The organism is Candidatus Bathyarchaeota archaeon, assembly GCA_030739585.1.
In the GTDB taxonomy this organism is placed as follows: domain Archaea; phylum Thermoproteota; class Bathyarchaeia; order TCS64; family TCS64.
This window is the reverse complement of the sequence record JASLYX010000005.1, coordinates 22634-39608: the sequence shown is the minus strand read 5'-3', so window position 1 is coordinate 39608 and position 16975 is coordinate 22634. Positions and strand designations below refer to the sequence as shown.

General features: G+C 49.0%; 18 protein-coding genes. 2 read left to right on the top strand and 16 right to left on the bottom strand.

Features of this window, described 5'->3' with window-relative positions:
* Positions 1-144: 144 nt before the first annotated feature.
* The 14 genes from QGG23_05600 to ndhC form a co-directional block, all read right to left on the bottom strand.
* A complete protein-coding gene (locus QGG23_05600) occupies positions 145-1641 on the bottom strand; it encodes a complex I subunit 5 family protein (GenBank protein ID MDP6048900.1) in 1497 nt (498 codons plus the stop codon).
* Positions 1642-1660: 19 nt separating this feature from the next.
* The gene (locus QGG23_05595; GenBank protein MDP6048899.1) at positions 1661-3145 is read right to left on the bottom strand and encodes an NADH-quinone oxidoreductase subunit M; all 1485 of its coding nucleotides are present in this window, start codon (positions 3143-3145) and stop codon (positions 1661-1663) included.
* The gene (locus QGG23_05590; protein ID MDP6048898.1) at positions 3146-4645 is read right to left on the bottom strand and encodes an NADH-quinone oxidoreductase subunit M; all 1500 of its coding nucleotides are present in this window, start codon (positions 4643-4645) and stop codon (positions 3146-3148) included.
* Positions 4646-4649: 4 nt separating this feature from the next.
* Complete coding sequence (locus QGG23_05585) at positions 4650-6920, bottom strand: NADH-quinone oxidoreductase subunit L (protein ID MDP6048897.1); 2271 nt, start codon at positions 6918-6920, stop codon at positions 4650-4652.
* Between the two features lie 67 nt (positions 6921-6987).
* Positions 6988-8505, bottom strand: coding sequence for a proton-conducting transporter membrane subunit (locus QGG23_05580; GenBank protein MDP6048896.1), 1518 nt, complete (start codon positions 8503-8505; stop codon positions 6988-6990).
* Positions 8499-8810, bottom strand: coding sequence for an NADH-quinone oxidoreductase subunit K (locus QGG23_05575; GenBank protein MDP6048895.1), 312 nt, complete (start codon positions 8808-8810; stop codon positions 8499-8501). Before QGG23_05575 ends, QGG23_05580 begins: the two co-directional genes overlap by 7 nt.
* A complete protein-coding gene (locus tag QGG23_05570; protein MDP6048894.1) occupies positions 8810-9097 on the bottom strand; it encodes a hypothetical protein in 288 nt (95 codons plus the stop codon). The genes QGG23_05575 and QGG23_05570 overlap by 1 nt, the downstream gene beginning before the upstream one ends.
* Entirely contained in the window at positions 9094-9354 is a 261-nt protein-coding gene (locus tag QGG23_05565; protein ID MDP6048893.1) for an NADH-quinone oxidoreductase subunit J, read from the bottom strand. Before QGG23_05565 ends, QGG23_05570 begins: the two co-directional genes overlap by 4 nt.
* Positions 9351-9821, bottom strand: coding sequence for a 4Fe-4S binding protein (locus QGG23_05560; GenBank protein ID MDP6048892.1), 471 nt, complete (start codon positions 9819-9821; stop codon positions 9351-9353). Before QGG23_05560 ends, QGG23_05565 begins: the two co-directional genes overlap by 4 nt.
* Positions 9821-10855, bottom strand: coding sequence for an NADH-quinone oxidoreductase subunit NuoH (gene nuoH, locus QGG23_05555; protein MDP6048891.1), 1035 nt, complete (start codon positions 10853-10855; stop codon positions 9821-9823). The genes QGG23_05560 and nuoH overlap by 1 nt, the downstream gene beginning before the upstream one ends.
* The gene (locus tag QGG23_05550; GenBank protein MDP6048890.1) at positions 10855-11970 is read right to left on the bottom strand and encodes an NADH-quinone oxidoreductase subunit NuoD; all 1116 of its coding nucleotides are present in this window, start codon (positions 11968-11970) and stop codon (positions 10855-10857) included. The genes nuoH and QGG23_05550 overlap by 1 nt, the downstream gene beginning before the upstream one ends.
* Positions 11967-12437 carry an NADH-quinone oxidoreductase subunit C gene (locus QGG23_05545; protein ID MDP6048889.1) on the bottom strand — a complete coding sequence of 157 codons (471 nt, stop codon included), beginning with the start codon at positions 12435-12437 and terminating at the stop codon, positions 11967-11969. The genes QGG23_05550 and QGG23_05545 overlap by 4 nt, the downstream gene beginning before the upstream one ends.
* The gene (gene nuoB, locus QGG23_05540; protein ID MDP6048888.1) at positions 12421-12930 is read right to left on the bottom strand and encodes an NADH-quinone oxidoreductase subunit NuoB; all 510 of its coding nucleotides are present in this window, start codon (positions 12928-12930) and stop codon (positions 12421-12423) included. The genes QGG23_05545 and nuoB overlap by 17 nt, the downstream gene beginning before the upstream one ends.
* Before the next feature lies 1 nt (position 12931).
* Positions 12932-13300 carry an NADH-quinone oxidoreductase subunit A gene (gene ndhC, locus QGG23_05535; protein ID MDP6048887.1) on the bottom strand — a complete coding sequence of 123 codons (369 nt, stop codon included), beginning with the start codon at positions 13298-13300 and terminating at the stop codon, positions 12932-12934.
* Between the two features lie 291 nt (positions 13301-13591).
* Between ndhC and QGG23_05530 the strand changes: the two genes are divergently transcribed.
* Positions 13592-13891, top strand: coding sequence for a twin-arginine translocase TatA/TatE family subunit (locus tag QGG23_05530; GenBank protein MDP6048886.1), 300 nt, complete (start codon positions 13592-13594; stop codon positions 13889-13891).
* 16 nt (positions 13892-13907) lie between these two features.
* On the top strand, positions 13908-14771 hold the full coding sequence (locus QGG23_05525) for a twin-arginine translocase subunit TatC (protein MDP6048885.1): 864 nt from the start codon (positions 13908-13910) through the stop codon (positions 14769-14771).
* A 436-nt stretch (positions 14772-15207) separates the two neighbouring features.
* Here QGG23_05525 and QGG23_05520 read toward each other — a convergent pair whose 3' ends face one another.
* Together QGG23_05520 and QGG23_05515 are read right to left on the bottom strand one after the other, a co-directional pair.
* Positions 15208-16173 (bottom strand): electron transfer flavoprotein subunit alpha/FixB family protein, encoded by a 966-nt coding sequence (locus QGG23_05520; protein ID MDP6048884.1) that lies wholly within the window; start codon positions 16171-16173, stop codon positions 15208-15210.
* Positions 16174-16188: 15 nt separating this feature from the next.
* Positions 16189-16968, bottom strand: a complete 780-nt coding sequence (locus QGG23_05515) for an electron transfer flavoprotein subunit beta/FixA family protein (protein MDP6048883.1) — start codon at positions 16966-16968, stop codon at positions 16189-16191.
* Positions 16969-16975 lie beyond the last annotated feature (7 nt).

Below are 16975 nucleotides of genomic sequence, written 5' to 3'. Positions count from 1 at the left end.
CTTGATTAAAAAAACTTCTGTAATACTTTTCATCGCGCGCATGAATCGTCCCAATATCGGTTAAATCGTTTTATTTATTTTAACCGTTAAAACAGATGTACATTATATACACATTTTATCAACATCTTAGTTCAACCCATTCAGTTATCCCCACGGTAAATGTTCAAAGAACACCTCTAGTGGTTTTGTAATGATAATGGGCCAGATGCCGAATAATATGAGTAGGGAGCTCATTGCAAATAAAGCTACGATCATTGGAATGGGTTCTTGCCTTAAATCATCGAATTGTTTCGGTAACTTGCCGTAGAATACCCTCCATACTGTCTTAAATTCGTAAGCGACTGTAACTATAGTAGCTACTGTCGCCGCTAGTATCGCAATTATCCATTCGAGAGGGGAGCTAACAAGAGCTCTCTCAAAGGCGCCAGTGAGGAGTATAAATTTTGACTTAAATCCAACCGAGGGTGGAAGACCTCCAATGGTTAGGAAGCCCACAAGGATTGCGATCATGGATGAGGGTAACTTTTCGGCTAATCCTCCTAGCTCATCCATATTTCGTGTACCTGTCCTATACAGTATGGCTCCGGATACCAAAAAGAGCAGGGAAATGGCGAGTCCGTGGCTGATACTATATGAAACAGCCCCAAGGACACCGTGGAACACATAAGTAAAAACGCCTAGAAAGCAATAGTTCATCTGGCTCATGCTTAAGTAAGCTACTAAACCCTTTGTGTCACTCTGCCTCAAGGCCATGACACCGGCGTAGAGAATCGTCAGTAGTGCCCAGAGTTCAAGCCAGCCACTAATCCCGAACATGACCTCACGGAAGGGGACGAGCAGCCTTGCTAAGGAGTACGTCCCTAGCACAACGGATGTCGCCCCCAGGACCGCACTAACAGGGGTAGGGGCCTCTCCATAGGTGCTTGGGAGCCAGCCATGGAGTCCTAGGGCACCAATCTTTACAAGGATCCCTAGGGTGAATGCTAAACCGATCCAAGTTCCTATCGGACTTTCCGATATTCTCCATAGATCAGCGATTTCAAAGCTTCCGATATACTGGTAAGCAAATAACATCCCTGTAAGTAGGAAAAGCGCCCCCACACTGGTCCAGATAAAATAGGTCAGAGATATTTTTTCACGTTTACCATAGCCAAAGATGAAAATAAGGAACCATGAAAACACCACCGCACACTCGAAGAAAAGGTAGAACTCAATGAGGTTGGTCGAGAGGATAGACCCTAGAACGCTCCCCACATACAGTAAATAAAAGGTGTAGTAAATAGCATATTTACCATCACTCTCCACAATATCCCCTCTTTTCATCCGACGTCTCATATACGGAATGGAGAATAACACGGAGAATGCAAAAACGAAGATCATTGTGAAGAGTATTGGAACGCTCAGCCCATCTCCAAGTAGTCCAAACGTAAGTTTCACCGGTGTCGTCGTCCATAGGTATTCTTCAAGGAGGTTGTGCTTATGAGCCGTCAACACAAGGGGAGCCGTTATCAATGTTATGAAGAGTAAGATGATGAACGGCCCCCAATCAAGGCTTTCACCGAATCTTTTCCTCAGAACATAGATGATTGGCGCAGATATTATTGGTAAGAAAACCACAAACGCCAGCAAACCATTAATCATTTCTCTTCAATCCTCCTCATTACCCGGGGACTAGTACCTGGACAATCTGAATAAGGGGGTCCAGGATGACTTTAGGATAGATGCCAAGAACCACAGAGAGGACACTTATTATGATTAAGGGAGCTGTCATCGTAATTGGAGCCTCTTTTACATTATTCAGATGTTCCGGTGTTGGGCCAAAGAAAATGCGTCGTATGGTCCAAGTTGTGTATCCTATTGTAAGCGCGGTTGAAATTAATGCCGCGAAGGTTACTGCCAGATCGAGGGGGGAGGTAACCAACCCCCGGTTTATGGCGCCCATGAACACCATCATCTTAGAGATAAATCCTATCGTTGGCGGTATGCCTGCAATATTCATAACCCCTATGGTAAAAGCAACGGCCGAAATTGGCATCTTCCCAGCAAGACCTCCTAGTGATCTGATATCGCGGATGCCGCTCTGATGCATTATGGCACCCGCCGATAAAAAGAGAGCAGCCTTACCCAATCCGTGGCTGACATAGTGTAGCATAGTCCCAGATATCCCAAGGGGTGTGTTACTAGCTATGCCGATGATAAGATAGCCCATCTGGCTCATGCTTGAATAGGCAAGGAGCCGCTTTATATCGGTCTGGGCTAAAACCATTAGACCTCCGTAAACCATAGTCACAAATGCCCAGATCAATACTATCCAATGAATACTTTGGAAGGCACTTTGGATTGGAACTAGAATCCTGACTGTGGCATATGCGGCCAAGCCGATCATAGCCGGGCTTAGCAGGGCGCTTATGGGTGTAGGTGCCTCTGTGTGGGCATAGGGCAGCCATATGTGTAAGCCAAAAGCCGCCATCTTGATAAAGAAACCTAGGAGCATGGATATAACAATAAACGTTGACAGGGGATGACCGTTAAGCTTGGCTAGATCTGAGATCTCGAAACTATGTAGCACAGCATGGGCGGTAAGTGCGCCTGTGACAAATAACACCGCTCCGACTATGGACCAGAGAAGGTAAGTCAGAGCTATCTTCTCCCTCTCCCCATATCCGTATATATTTATCAAAGCCCAGGAGGGAATTATCATCAGCTCAAAGAAAAAGTAGAACTCAAATAGATTAGTTGATAGAGCAACTCCCATCATACTGGTGGCATAAGCGAGGTAAAGGGCGTAGTAGGTCGCATAGGCTTTTTTATTATCTTCGTGGTATTCCTCGTGAACCTTGTGCTCCATATAGGCGGTAGAATATATGACGATCAAAGCAGAAAGGATGGCTACTGTAAGGACAATGGGCAAGCTCAAGCCATCAAGAAGTAGTCCAAACCTAAGCCCTGGCAGCCAGAAGAAGTACTCGCCAATAGGCCCTAGAGAGATCGTAGGCATGAAGTTTATGAACGTGACCACGCTAAAAGCGAGAGGGATGAGGGCTATCCAACTAACTTTTTTACCGATTCTTCGGCCGATTGCATAGACTATTGGCATGAACAGAATAGGCGCAAGTATCGCAATCCATAATGGTGTAAACATCATTTAAACCCCCAAAACACGAACAAGGAAATCTGTGACAAAACCTGGAAAGATTCCAAGGATCAGAGACGCAACTGCAAGGACTAGAGGGGGAACTGTCATGATTGGTGGAGCCTCCTTAACTTCTTTCAGATGATCTGGGAGGGGACCGAAGAAAATTCGCCATATAGTCCAGAGAGAGTAACCTAGGGTAATTACGGTCATGAGGATTGAGATGACGGATATTACGATCATCTCAATTGAATGCTCGAGCGCTCCTGTAAAGAGACCCAAGAAGATTGTCCATTTTGACATAAATCCGATCGTTGGGGGGATCCCGGAGATACCGAAGAAGCCAATGATAAACAGGGCACCGGTAAGTGGCATCTGATCTATCAATCCACCAAGTTCTTTAATGCTCCGTGTCCCCGTTTGGACAATGAGAATTCCAGCAATAGCGAAAAGGATACCCTTAGAGATGCCATGTGTGATATAGTGGAAGATAGCCCCGGTAAGACCAATGGATGTTGCACTGCTGAGTCCGAGGAATATGTAGCCCATCTGGCTAACGCTCGAATATGCAAGGAGCTTCTTTATATCGTCCTGAGCTAGAGCCATAAGACCACCATAAACCATGGTAAGAAGGGCCCATGCTGAAAATAGCAATTTATATTGACTGAAAACCTCGAGCATCGGGGCAATAACGAGCCTTACAGCCGCGTAGGCACCAATCCCTATCATTGCTGGACTCAGCAAAGCGCTTATTGGAGTCGGAGCTTCAGCGTGGGCGTAGGGCAGCCAGATGTGGAGACCAAAAACCGCCATCTTTGTAAAGAAGCCAAAGAGGATTGCGAGGGATATCCAACCTGCAAGGGGGCTACCGACTATACTGCTGAGGGCCGAGATCTCGAAACTACCGGTGATCCAGAAGCTGCTGAGGATGCCTGCCAGCATTATTACTGCACCTACATGGGTCCACATGAAGTACATCATTCCGATCCGCTCTCGCTCCCCGTAGCCATAGTTGTTAATGAGGACCCAGCTGGGCACAAGCATGAGTTCGTAGAACAGGTAAAACTGGATCAAATTCGTCGTTAAAACAGTGCCGAGCATCCCAACTGCGTATAGAAGGTAGAATGTGTAGTAGGAAGAGTAGGCCGAGTTGGGAGTTGAGACGCCAGTGCGGTGCTCCTCCTCCTGGAACATGTGCTCCATGTACCGAACAGAGTAAACGCAAATCAATAAGGCGAGAATATTTACTGTGAGTAACATCCAAATGCTCAAGCCGTCAGCTAGCAGACCGAATGAGAGTCCCGAAGCAGGAGCCCAAACATAACTCTCGTTATAGGATCCACCGTCCTTGATGCTTATAGCAACGTTGGTAACAAATAGTAATGTGATAAGTAATGGGATGAGTGCAATCCATCCAACTTTCTTTCCCATCTGCTTACCAAGATAGTAAACTATGGGTGCAGATACTAAAGGGACTAAAAGTATCAAAGCTAAGGAGTAAGGTATTACCATTTCATTATCCTCCATTCATTAGAGATAATCCGAATCCTAGAATCAGAACTAGGAATAGGATCACCATGTATATAATGTTGTGAGATAAGACTCCGGACTGGAGTTTCTTAACTCGATTATGGAATCCGGTCATAGCGGATGGGACAGCACGGTTGAAAACCATGTCTATTAGATTTTCCAAGTTATCGTACATAGTGTTGCTGCCCTTCACGAAGACGTTGACAAGGTCTTGGTTTATCCCTGGGACATAGACTTTTGTCTCAAATACGTTGAGCACCTTACCGAATTCAATCATTGAACCGCTTATGAAAGTGCCAATCTTGTCGAAGACCAGGCTCTCAAGGCTTGCATAGACCACCTTCGCAAAGTCAATAAGTCCATAGACGAACACGGCGTAGTAGGCGGAATTCATGTACCATCGATTGAAGAAGAATGTGTGAAGGGGACGGAGGACGGGATTCCCTGATACAAACGCCCAAGAGTCCTTTTTCCTTGAAAGATAGAAGATCCAGCCTAGGATTAGACCTATTAGGAGCATCGCCGCTGAAGTGCCCCAGGCGGTCAGAGTGGTCGTGAACTCTAGGTGGTGGGTGTGAAGGGGTATCTCCATGTGATGGAGCATATTATCGATCTGATGCTCAATGAAAAGCTCGGGGGACAAGCTTGGCACGAAGAAACCGATTAAACCCAAGAGCCCAACAACGCAAACGAGGCCGACAAGGATGGCAATGGGCACCCACATGATCTTCGGAGCCTCGTGGGGCTCGTGGCCGTGATGCTTCATATCCTTAATGTGTTTGCTCTCGACGCCGGCGAAAGTGATCATCATGTACCTGATACTATAGAGTAAGGTCATCGCAGCGCTTATGGCTCCAACGACCAGCAAAGTCCGCGATAAGGGCGTGTTGGCGATCAAAGCTGAAATGAAGACGGCGTCCTTGCTCCAGAACCCGCTCAGTGGCGGGACCCCGGCCAGGGATGCGGTCGCGATGATCATCAAGATGAACGTGATGGGCATATATTTTTTGAGACCACCCATGTTGAAGGTGTAGATAGTATGTATCGCATGGATGACGGATCCGGCGCCAAGAAAGAGAGCTGCCTTGAAAAGGGCGTGGCTCATCAGGTGGAAGACCCCCGCCGTTATACCGGCTACATATGCACCCTCGCTCAGGCCTGATATTCCGAGGGCCAGCATCATATAGCCGATCTGGCTCACCGTTGAGTATGCTAGGATCTTTTTCAACTCAACGGAGACGAGTGCCTGAGAGGCAGCCATGAAGGTGGTGAATGCCCCTACGATTGCTATTACTATGAAGAACACCTGGGCCTCGGGAATATGCATCTCCCAGGTGCCCAAGTAGAATATTGGAGACATCCTAGCGACGAGGTAGACTCCAGCCTTTACCATTGTGGCCGCATGGATTAGGGCGGAAACAGAGGTGGGACCTGCCATAGCCTCGGGTAGCCATTCATGAAAGGGGAATTGGGCAGACTTACCGATGGGGCCAGCGAGGAAAAAGATCGCCGTGATGGCGAGTAGGCCAGGAACAGCAGCGATTTGGGGTAGCCATACGTGTGCGGTCTCGATAAGCTCCACATAGTTCAGAGTGCCGGCGTAGTTGAAGATGACGAATATTGCTCCCAGGATGAAAACATCCCCGATTCCCGTCACCACGAATGCCTTCATACCGGCATGAGACGGCGGAAACATCTTGTGAGGTGGTGGTCCACCGAGCCACCGATTCTTTGCATCCCTAAAGTAGTAGCCAATAAGGCCATAGCTGCAGATGCCGACTCCTTCCCAGCCAAGCATAGTCTGGATGAGATTATCGGATAGGACGAGCAGAAGCATGCTCCCGACGAAATAGAGGAAGAAGAACCAAAACCTCGTGAGATGCTTGTCTCCCTGCATGTATTCTGTTGAATAGACAAGGATAAGAAACGAGATGAACGCGACCACATTGGTAATAATTATGCTTAACGGGTCTACCAAAACTCCGACAGATAAGGGATTTCCGCCTGGGAAGGTAATCCAAGTCGTCAATTTGATGTCTCCGGGCCAGTTGCCAGTGAACAACCACGGGATCATGGATGCCGCCGACACGACCGATGTTAGGCCCCAAGCAACGGCCGCGTAGTCCCTTATCTTATCACCCAGTCTCCCGAAGAGGGGCATAGTTAAGGCGCCGATCATGGGGAGGATCCAGGCAAGCCATGGACCTGGGTATTTTAGGAGAGTTTCAAGTGGAGTCAACGCTGCGACAGGATTCATCACATTTGTCCTCCCATCATATTTCCTACCATTTTTTGTATCCAATTAAAAGTGTTTTCGTAAAACATCAGCCTAACACCGCCGCGATAAATGTGGAGAGCCCATTAACTAGGGAATCGGAGGCAGTAGCCGCAAAGTTGATGATGTGGGCAGGCCAGATGCCGTGGAGGACTATGATGAGAGTCATTATAACAGTCACGCCCACCATCAAGAGCGGCGCCTCATGGACCTTTAAGGTCTCTCTGGGCGTACCCAGGAGAACCTGCATGACCCTAATGTAGTATGCCATGCTCAGGGCGCTGTTCAGGACTCCAATAATCCCCAGCCATCCCAGGCCTGAGCCGAAGGCGGCGCTGAAGAGGTGGTATTTACTGATAAAGCCGTTGGTACCTGGGACGCCTCCAAGACCTAGTAACGCGATGAAGAGGCTGACGGAGGTCAAGGGCATCATCTTCCCCACTCCCCTCAAGCTCTCGATGTCCCGGGTGCCAGCCTCGTGGACTAGGGATCCCGTGGCGAGGAAAGCCATTCCCTTCATTATTGAGTGGTTGAATACGTGGAGCAGGAGTCCCATTACGCCGTAGGCAGTCCCTGCGGCCAGACCGACGAGCATGTATCCAACCTGAGCGATGCTGGAGTAGGCTAGAAGACGCTTGAGGTCAGTCTGGCGGAGCGCCATGACGTTGGCTAGGGTCATGGTGATAACTGCAAGGAAAGCGATGGGAAATTTGAATAAACTAGGATTAAATGCTAGAAACAGGACTCTAGTGAGGGCATATAGACCCGTCTCAATGACTATTCCGGACAATAATGCACTGATAGGGCTGGGGGCCTCTGGGTGGGCATCCGGCAGCCAGGTATGGAGGGGGACTATTGCAGATTTTACGCCAAACCCTACGATTAGTGTGCTAAAGAGGATTACGAGCCATGGTGAGGCCGGGGCGTTTCTGAGGGTGCTGGCTATGGCCGCGAAGTTGAGGGATCCAGTCATACCGTAAATGATAGCCATACTGAGGATAAGGAAGGCTCCTGCTGTTGCGCTCATTATGAGATATTTAAAACCGGCCTCTATTGGCCCCCAGGTGCGCTTCAGGAAGGCGACCAGCACGTAGCTGGAGAGGCCCATCAGCTCCCAGAAAACGAACAGGGTAAATAGGTCCCCTGCCAACACAATGCCTGTCATGCCGGCCATCATGAATATGACCAGGGCATAGAACTCTGTGAGCCTAGTCTCATTCTCCATGTAGCTCACAGAGTATACGGCAACCAAGAGCCCTATGAAGCCGATGCTTGCCGTCATAAAAACACTAAGCATGTCTATTTCGAAGATTCCTCCAAGGGGAGGAGTCTGTCCCCACATGGCTACAATCAAAACTCCCCCGGCTGCGGCGACCTTTTGATAAAGAAGGTAAACCGAGCTCAGGGAGCCGGCAGAAACGATCACCATCCAAGCCTCCCGCACCTTTGCAAAGCCGATCCTCTCAGCAGCCATACCGATGAGGGGTGTGGCTAGGCCTCCGATAAGGAGGAGTGCCAAAGGCAAGGGAAGATGGAATCCTTGGGATATCATATCTGTTACTACCATTTCAACCGCCTCAGCTTCCTAATGTCAATGGTTTTGTAATGTTTGTATACGTTGAGCACCATCGTGAGACCGACGGCGATTACTGTCCCATCAAGGACGATGGCCATGTTAACCACGGAGTGAGCAAAGGGATCGATCATGCCCGGGTTCTGGGTGGCTAAGGCAATAAAAAACAGGTTTGCAGCGTTGAATAGGATTTCCACCCCGAAGAGGAGCCTGACCATATCCCTCTTGAACATAAGGCACCCTAGACCGACCACGATCATCAGAATCGTGGTGAGAATGAGCGCATTAATGGGGGTCATCAAAGCTCAACCTCCTCTGGCTTAAGCAATGTCAAGCAGCAGATCACTGAAGCCGTGATGACGAAAGCCTGACCTATAAGGTCGAGGGCACGGTTCTCCCACATGAAACGACTAGACAACTCTGCGATATCATCATAGGGTTCTATAGGAATTAGGCTCGATTCCGAGGATCGGTATTCGAAAGCTGGGAAGCTCAGAGCGTCGTTGAACATATAGGTTGCAAAAACACCTGAGAGGAAGATGATAACGGATATGGTCATCCCGTACTTTTCCCAGAGGTCACTCATGCCTCAACCTCCTCGGTTATCTCCATATCGCCAGACTTTGTGAGCATCACTGTGATAATGAAGAAGACCACAATAGCTCCTGCAAAGATCGCGAGTTGAAACAGAGCCACAGTGGGTGCCCCTAGAATATAATAGGCAATTGCGAGGGCAACATTGGTGCATAATAGGAAGAAGACTCCATACACAATATTGGGCATCGTCACTGACAGCCCAGCACTGATAACTGTAAGTACCAGGACGAGAAGGAGTTCTATCACTCGTCGCTCACCTTCTTGTATTTGACCTCTGTCTTCGTCATATACCTCTTTGTCCTCCTTTTGAGTCTCGGAAGGACCTCCTTGAGGTCGGGGACCTCAGTGAGCATCTCCGGAGAGTAAACTAAGTTAGCCCGATTCTTAACAGAGAATTCCACAAAATCGGTATTCTCAAGGGCGAACGTTGGGCAAAATTCTACGCAATACCCACAGGAACTACATGTCTGATAGTCGATCTGGGGATACGTTCCCTCATGGCCGTCCGCCTCGACGAGAATAATTGAATTGCATGGGCAGACCCGGACGCATGTGTTGCAGCTGATACAACGTTCGAAGTAGAACTTGTGGCGTCCACGGAACCGTTGGGAGAATATGAGACGCTCCGTCGGGTATGCGATGGTCTGGCTGTTCTTGAGCACATAAGGTGCCACAGTAAGGAACGGTTTGATTATTTTTTTGAATAGCTTCATCAGTAGATCCCCCACAGTTTTAGTGCCAGCACAAAAAATAGGTTGAGCACCGCCAATGGCGTAAGGTATTTCCAACCAAGCTCAAGCATCTGATCTAGTCGGTACCTCGGAAAAACGCATCTGATTAGGATTATGACAATCACGACAACAGAGAACTTTACCAGCATCCAGATAATGTGGCTTAGCATAACACTGCCGAAGATGACAGGGCCGTTGAACCCTCCCAGATAGAGAGTTACAAAAAGTAGGGTCCAAGCCTGGAACATCACGTACTCTGCCAACATAGTGAAACCGAAAAGGATTCCGCTATACTCTGTCCTCCATCCGAAGACTATTTCCGTCTCGGCAACAGGGATGTCGAAAGGTGCCCTCTCAGACTCGATAATGACGCCAAGGAAAAAGATTACAAAACCTATGAATTGGGGCACCGCAAACCACAGATTCTGCTGAGCTTGGACAATCTTTACTAGGTTAAAGCTACCAGCCATGATGGCGACCGCAGCCCCACATAGAACCAAAGGGATCTCCGCGCTGATGTACATATAGGCGACCCTAAAGGCCCCTATGAAACTGTATTTGTTATTCGAAGCCCATCCCGCTAAGACTGGGATCAATGGAGCAACCCCCGCGATGGCGAAGAACATGGGTAATCCCAAGCCACCTATATTCCATAGGACCCAGTTCACATCAAAAGGGATTAATAAGATGGCTAAGCTTGGTATCGTTGCGATCAAAACCGGCATAATTGCAAAGAAGAAAAAGTTCATGTCTTTGGGGACGATGATTTCCTTCAATAATAACTTGACAAAGTCCGCAATCAGCTGTAACACTCCAGACCGTCCACCGCAGTAATAAGGGCCCACCCTGAGCATTGCTCTGGCGAGAAATTTTCTCTCAAACCAGACAGCAACAACCCCGAATAATAGAATGAAAGCAAGACCGGGTAAAACGTAGATCTGGAGAAGAGGTTTAGCATTGAAGGTTAGGAATTCAACGACGAAATTCAAAAGAGATTGGATAATATTCACCATCATCACCTATCCACGTCTAGGTACCAAATATCAAGCGAGTTTACCACGACCGGGACATCGGCCATGGTCATCCGGTCCAGCTCACACAGTCTTTCAAATACATACATATGTCTCAAAGACGGGGAGTTGATCTTAACCCTATAGGGATTCATACCAACATTGGTTAACATGTGGATCCCCATCTCTCCCCGGCTTGTCTCAACCCTACTATAGGATTCCCCCGGCCGGGAACGTGTGAATAGGGGGAATCTGGTCCGGATGGGGCCGCCCGGGATCTCATTGGCGATCTGCTCCATAATTTTTAAGGACTCACCGATCTCCCGGAACCTTACTTTAGTCCTGGCCATGACGTCACACGCGGACTCGGTGACAATATCAAAATCTAGGTCTCCGTAGGCCGCATATGGTTCATCCTTCCTAACGTCAATAGGTAAACCCGATCCCCTCACAACGGGACCACATGCTCCTAATCGGATCGCATCTTTAGGCGTCAATACGCCGACGCCTTTGCAACGTTTCTCAAAGATCTCGTTCTCAACCATCGCAGCCCAGTAGTCAGTGAATCGTCTCCTGAGATAATTGACGATCTCTATAATTCTGTTAGTAAATCCCTCTGGGATATCCTTCATCACTCCACCAGGGAGGAAAAAGTTATAGCTGAAACGAGCCCCCGTGAGCTCCTCTAAGAGGTCCAGTAAGAGAACCCTGTCCGCGGTGGTCCAGAGGAAGACTGCAGGGAAGAACCCCGTAGCTTCGACCTGTAATCCAAAGGCATAAAGGTGACTGCTGATCCGGGACATCTCGCAGACGAGACTCCTGATCCAGTTGGCCCTCTCAGGGACATCAATGCCGAGGACTTCCTCGGTTGCCATGACATATCCGATGCCGATGTTCGGAGTATCGATCATCGCCATCCTTTCGATAGGAACGATTCCTTTAAGGAAGGTCCGGTTTTCCAGAGTCTTTTCTATACCCCTGTGGGTAAAGCCTAGGTCAGCGGTAATCTTGTGGATCTTTTCCCCATCTAGATCAAGAATGAGCCGGGTCTGGCCACTCATGGGGTGCTGAGGCCCCCAGCTTATCCGCATGATGTCGGGAGTAATAACAGGCTCGCTCACTCCGCAGGCGCCTCCCCCGTGAAATCCTTCCTAAGCGGATAACCCCCTCTCCAATCTGGGGAGATTAGGAGAGGAATCATATTTTCGTGGCCCTCGAACTCTATGCCAAACATCTCGTGGGCCTCTCTCTCATGGAAACTCATCGCCTCCCAAACCCCTGTAAGGCTAGGGAGACTCGGGTTGTCTCTGGGTAGGTCAACCTTGTAGGTTAGTGTGATCTTAGTATCTGGGTTAAACAGGTAGTAAACCATCTGCATCCGGTTCTCCCTGTTGTAGTCTACTCCTCCTGCGCCGGAGGGAGTTTTAAAGCCATATTCATCCCTCAGAGCCTCAGCCAGTTCCAAGATCGTCTCCTTCTTTACGACAACAGATACCCTTCTGGTCCGGAGAACAGAAGCCGACTTGATGCTCTCAGAATAGGAGGTTAATATCGCATCAACGAGCTCCGCCTCATTCAACCTTGACACCGATCCTCTTTTCGTTCTTGATCTTCTCTTGGAGGAGCATCATTCCGTGGATTATGGCTTCAGGGCGCGGCGGACATCCTGGTATATAAATATCCACTGGGACGTACTCGTCGACTTTGACGGCCCCATAGGAGTCGTAGAAAGGCCCCTTTCCCGTTGGGCAAGCTCCAACTGAGACAACATATTTTGGTTCCCCCATCTGCTCGTAAAGGTACTTTACACGTATAGCCATTTTTCTGGAAACAACACCGACCACCATAATGCAGTCACACTGGCGGACACTAGCGAAGGGAAGGATTCCAAGCCGCTCCATGTCATACTCCACCCCGGAGGTCTGCATGAACTCAGGACCACAACACCCAGTCACTAAATGTATGGGCCAAATAGAGTATTTTCGGGCCCACCCGGCAAGATAATCGACGATATTATAGACACTGCCGGAGCCAGGGACCCAGTCGAGAGCTCTCTTCAGCTCTATGGAATCTTCTGTCAATTCATCTCACCAATTTCTTTAGCTCGGATAGGAAATAGCCGACCCCTACTAGGATTATAAATACGTATACAGAGACTATGGCAATCGTATCAAAGGTGAAGTTTATGGACATCGCAGCGGTCAAGGTCACCCAGGCGAAGGCGTCTAGAGCAAAGAAGACCACGGCGTACCCAAAGTATCGGGTTATCCCGAGAATCTTATAGTCCTTTGCAGCTCCAATTGGGTCCTGTCCGCATTCAAAAATCGTTGCCTTAATCTTGTTAGGTTGCTTTGGACCTATCACCCAGGCGAGTACTATGGAAGAGACAAGAAACCCGATCTCAGTGATTGTGAAGATCCAAAACGCAACATGATCACCTAAATATAACATCGCCAATCACTCCCCTTTAATCATATACTGACCTTTTTAAATTTTTCACCTATCGTTTTCCCCTACAAATCGCGAAAAAACGAGTTTCATATTTCAATCTTAGAGGAAAAGGCTTTAGTCACTTACAATTTATAAAAATCAGTCACAATTTTTTGAAAGTTGTTTTGGATTAATTTTGGTCGGACCTAGCGGTTATTATAGGAAAAATCTCGTCTGGAAACTTGTAAGTATAAACCGCAAGCTTATATCGGCAAGGTTTTTATCATACCTCTGAAGGGAAGTTAATTTACAATGCCGTTTGGTAGGACTGGACCCTCGGAGCTAATTATTATCCTTTTCATTATTCTCCTGCTCTTTGGCGGGAAGAAGCTCCCCGAGCTGGCCCGCTCTATGGGCTCTGCGGTGAGAGAGTATACAGACGCCACTAGGGAGCCCGCAAAGTATGTCAAGGCAAAAGTTAAGGACAAGGACGATGAGGACCGTGATGCGATTCTCGAGGCGGCCAAGAAGCTGGGCATCGAGACGGAAGGCAGGAGCGTCTCCGAGATCGCTCAGGACATCGTGAAATCTACTGATAAAAAGGAGGCTTAGCCTCCCCGGAGTGTAGATGAACATCAACCAAAAGCAGTCCATCTGGGGTCATCTCGAGGAGCTAGCAACGCGCCTCCGGAGGGCCCTCACCGCTCTCGCCATAGTGACCTTCGTCATAATGTCGGCGCCCGCTGACCTAACGCGCATCCTTAAGCTAAACTTCTCTGGTTACCAACCTCTCATCAGCAGGGTCCTTGAGATCATTCAGGATTCCCTGCTTCCCAGGGAAGTTGAGCTCATCGCGTTTAACTGGCTCGACCCATTCTACATCTATTTCCTTGTCGCCTTTACTATCGCTTTTCTAGTCACTCTGCCCTACCTCTCCTGGGAACTTTTCAAGTTCGTCAACCCCGCCCTCTACGAATTCGAAAAGAGGGGGATTTTCTCGTTCGTCTTTGTCGTTTTACTCCTCTTTGGAGTGGGAGCCACCTATGCATGGTGCTTCCTCCTCCCCACGACGTTCAATGTGCTGTATAATTTTGTGAGTCAGAGCAGGGTTCTCCCAATCTTTGCGGTTAAGGATTTCTATGATATGGTGGCCTTCGGGATCCTAGGATCTGGGAGTTTCTACACTTTTCCCGTGATCATCTGGTTGCTAGTGAAGGCGGACCTCTTAGAGGTTGAGACTCTCAAGAATAACAGAAAGGGGATCTTTACGGGGCTCCTAATCCTTACAGCAATATTAACACCAGACCCTACTCCCTTCACCATGCTCCTGATGAGCGTCCCCTTCTATATTCTCTATGAGCTCACCATACAGATCCTCCAGAGGATCAGCCCGGACCCAGAGAGGAAGGCCATCAAAAAAGGGCTCCTGGCGTCAAGGAGGTTTTTGACCCAGAAAAAGGAGAGCAAGAAAATCGGCACACAGACGAGCTGAAAAAACCAATGTCAGTTAATTAGTTTAATTTCAAGAGATCATCTAACTTCAATTGCTAAGGGCGAGAAGTTACTACAGTGACTTAGAGAAGCAGTTCAGGACTTTAACAACGCAAGGAAAATCAGCTACTCAACGGATGTCATCAATAGGATTGGGCTCAGGGGGTACGTTCTCGTTGAGATGAAGACTAGGGAGAACTTAATGAGAGAAATAAGTTTATTCTCGGATATCTACTATGGGCTTTTGTATTACGCATGAGTCAAGGGGGTCTCCCAGGAAATCACTCTAAAGGTCCAGGAGAGGCCAACAGGATACAAAAATGAGGATGAGTTTGTGCTATTTTCAGAGGAGGCAGACCAGGCGATTAGAGAGTTCCTCTGGGTAGATCAGAGAGACGTAGGATCCCCATCCTCAGCCTAACGGCTTTATAGCTGGGCTACTCGGACCCTTTGAGGTTAGATATTTTCTTTGTCAGCGCAGGAAGCACCATGAAAAGGTCGTCCACCACACCGTAGTCGGCTATGCTGAAAATGGGTGCCTTTGGGTCCCTGTTAACTGCGACGATGAGCTCTGAGTTCTTCATTCCCATCATGTGTTGAAAGCTTCCGCTTATCCCTGAGGCGATGTAGAGCTTAGGTTTCACTGTCTTTCCAGAGGATCCTACTTGCCGCTCCTTAGGAAGCCATCCCTTGTCCACTACTGGTCTTGAGCACCCCAGCTCCCCCTTCAATGCCTCGGCGAGCTTCTTGGCTATAGAGATGTTCTTCTCCTCTTTGATGCCCCTTCCAACAGAAACAATGACCTCTGCATCTGTGATGTCCACCTCCCCCGGAGGAGGTTCCACGAAGCCTATGAAGCGGGTCCCAAGCTTGATATCCTTGGGATATTCCAGAGAAATTATCTCCCCCGGCCGAGTCCGGGGCTCCCCTGGTTTGAAGGTCACAGGGCGAATGGTGGCGACATAATTATCCGCTTCCTTAAGAACCCCTTCAATGTTCAGTTTTCCCCCGTAGACCTGGCGGGTGACGATGAGACTCCTCCCATCCAGCCTCAGATCAATACAGTCTGTAGCAAGAGGGATACCCAACTCTATCGCAAGGGCTGGGGCGAGATCTAGGCCGCAGGAGGTGTGGCCGATAAGGGTGAGGCGAGGTATCCTATTGGCGATAAAACTAACGAGAACCTTCCTGTACGCCTCGGCGTTAAACTCAGCAAGGTTCGGGTGGTTCACGACGATGACTTTGTCCGCGTGATAAGCGAGTTCACCTGCGAGCTCTGAGCATCCAGATCCAAGAAGTATGACTGACAGCTCTAGCCCTCGTGATTTGGCGACCATCATGCCTTTAGCGAGAAGCTCATAGGTGATTTCCCTGAGGCACCCCTTCCTGTGTTCTGCTAATATGAGAATGCCTACCAGCTAGATCAGCCCCCTGTACTTGAAAACCTCGACAAGCCTCCCTACTACATCTTCTGGACTCCCGGTGATGATCTCAGTCTCTTTCTCTATGAGGGGCGCGTAGATTCGCTGGACTTTCAGCCAGGAACCCGTCTCCCCGACCTCTTCCCTATTGAGGCGGAGGTTATTGAGGTCCATGACCGTGAGCTCTTTCTTCCTTGCTTTCCTGATCCCCATGATGGAGACGTACCGGGGCTCGTTAATCCCTGTTTGGATCCCGAGGAGAGCAGGCATAGGCAGCTCAAGGGCCTCTTCGAGGCCCTCCTCTAGCTCCCGGTGGACTATAAGCGACCTATTCACGACTTTGACCTTCTTTACCAGTTGCGCGTGGGCAACCCCAAGGAGTGCTGCAAGGATGCCCCCCACGGCGGAGTAGTTGTGATCCCCCGATCGGGCCCCGGTGAACACAAGGTCGTATTCGAGGCCACTGATCGCCGCATGGAGGGTCTTTGCTGTGGCGTAGGCATCGGACCCTTCAAAGGCCTCGTCTCTAAGGAGGATGGCGTGATCGGCTCCCTTGGCTAGACAGCGCCTCAGAATAGAGTCTGAGCTCATGGGACCCATGGTGATGGCAGTAACAGTGCCCCCGATCCTCTCCTTGATGAGAAGAGCTTCCTCAATAGCGTACTCATCCCACTCGTTCATCTCCATGACGAGGCCACGGGAATCAATCCTCCTTCCGGATTCGTCCACCAAGAGGTCCACCTCGGCGGTGACCGGGACCTGTTTGACGCAGACCACGATCTCT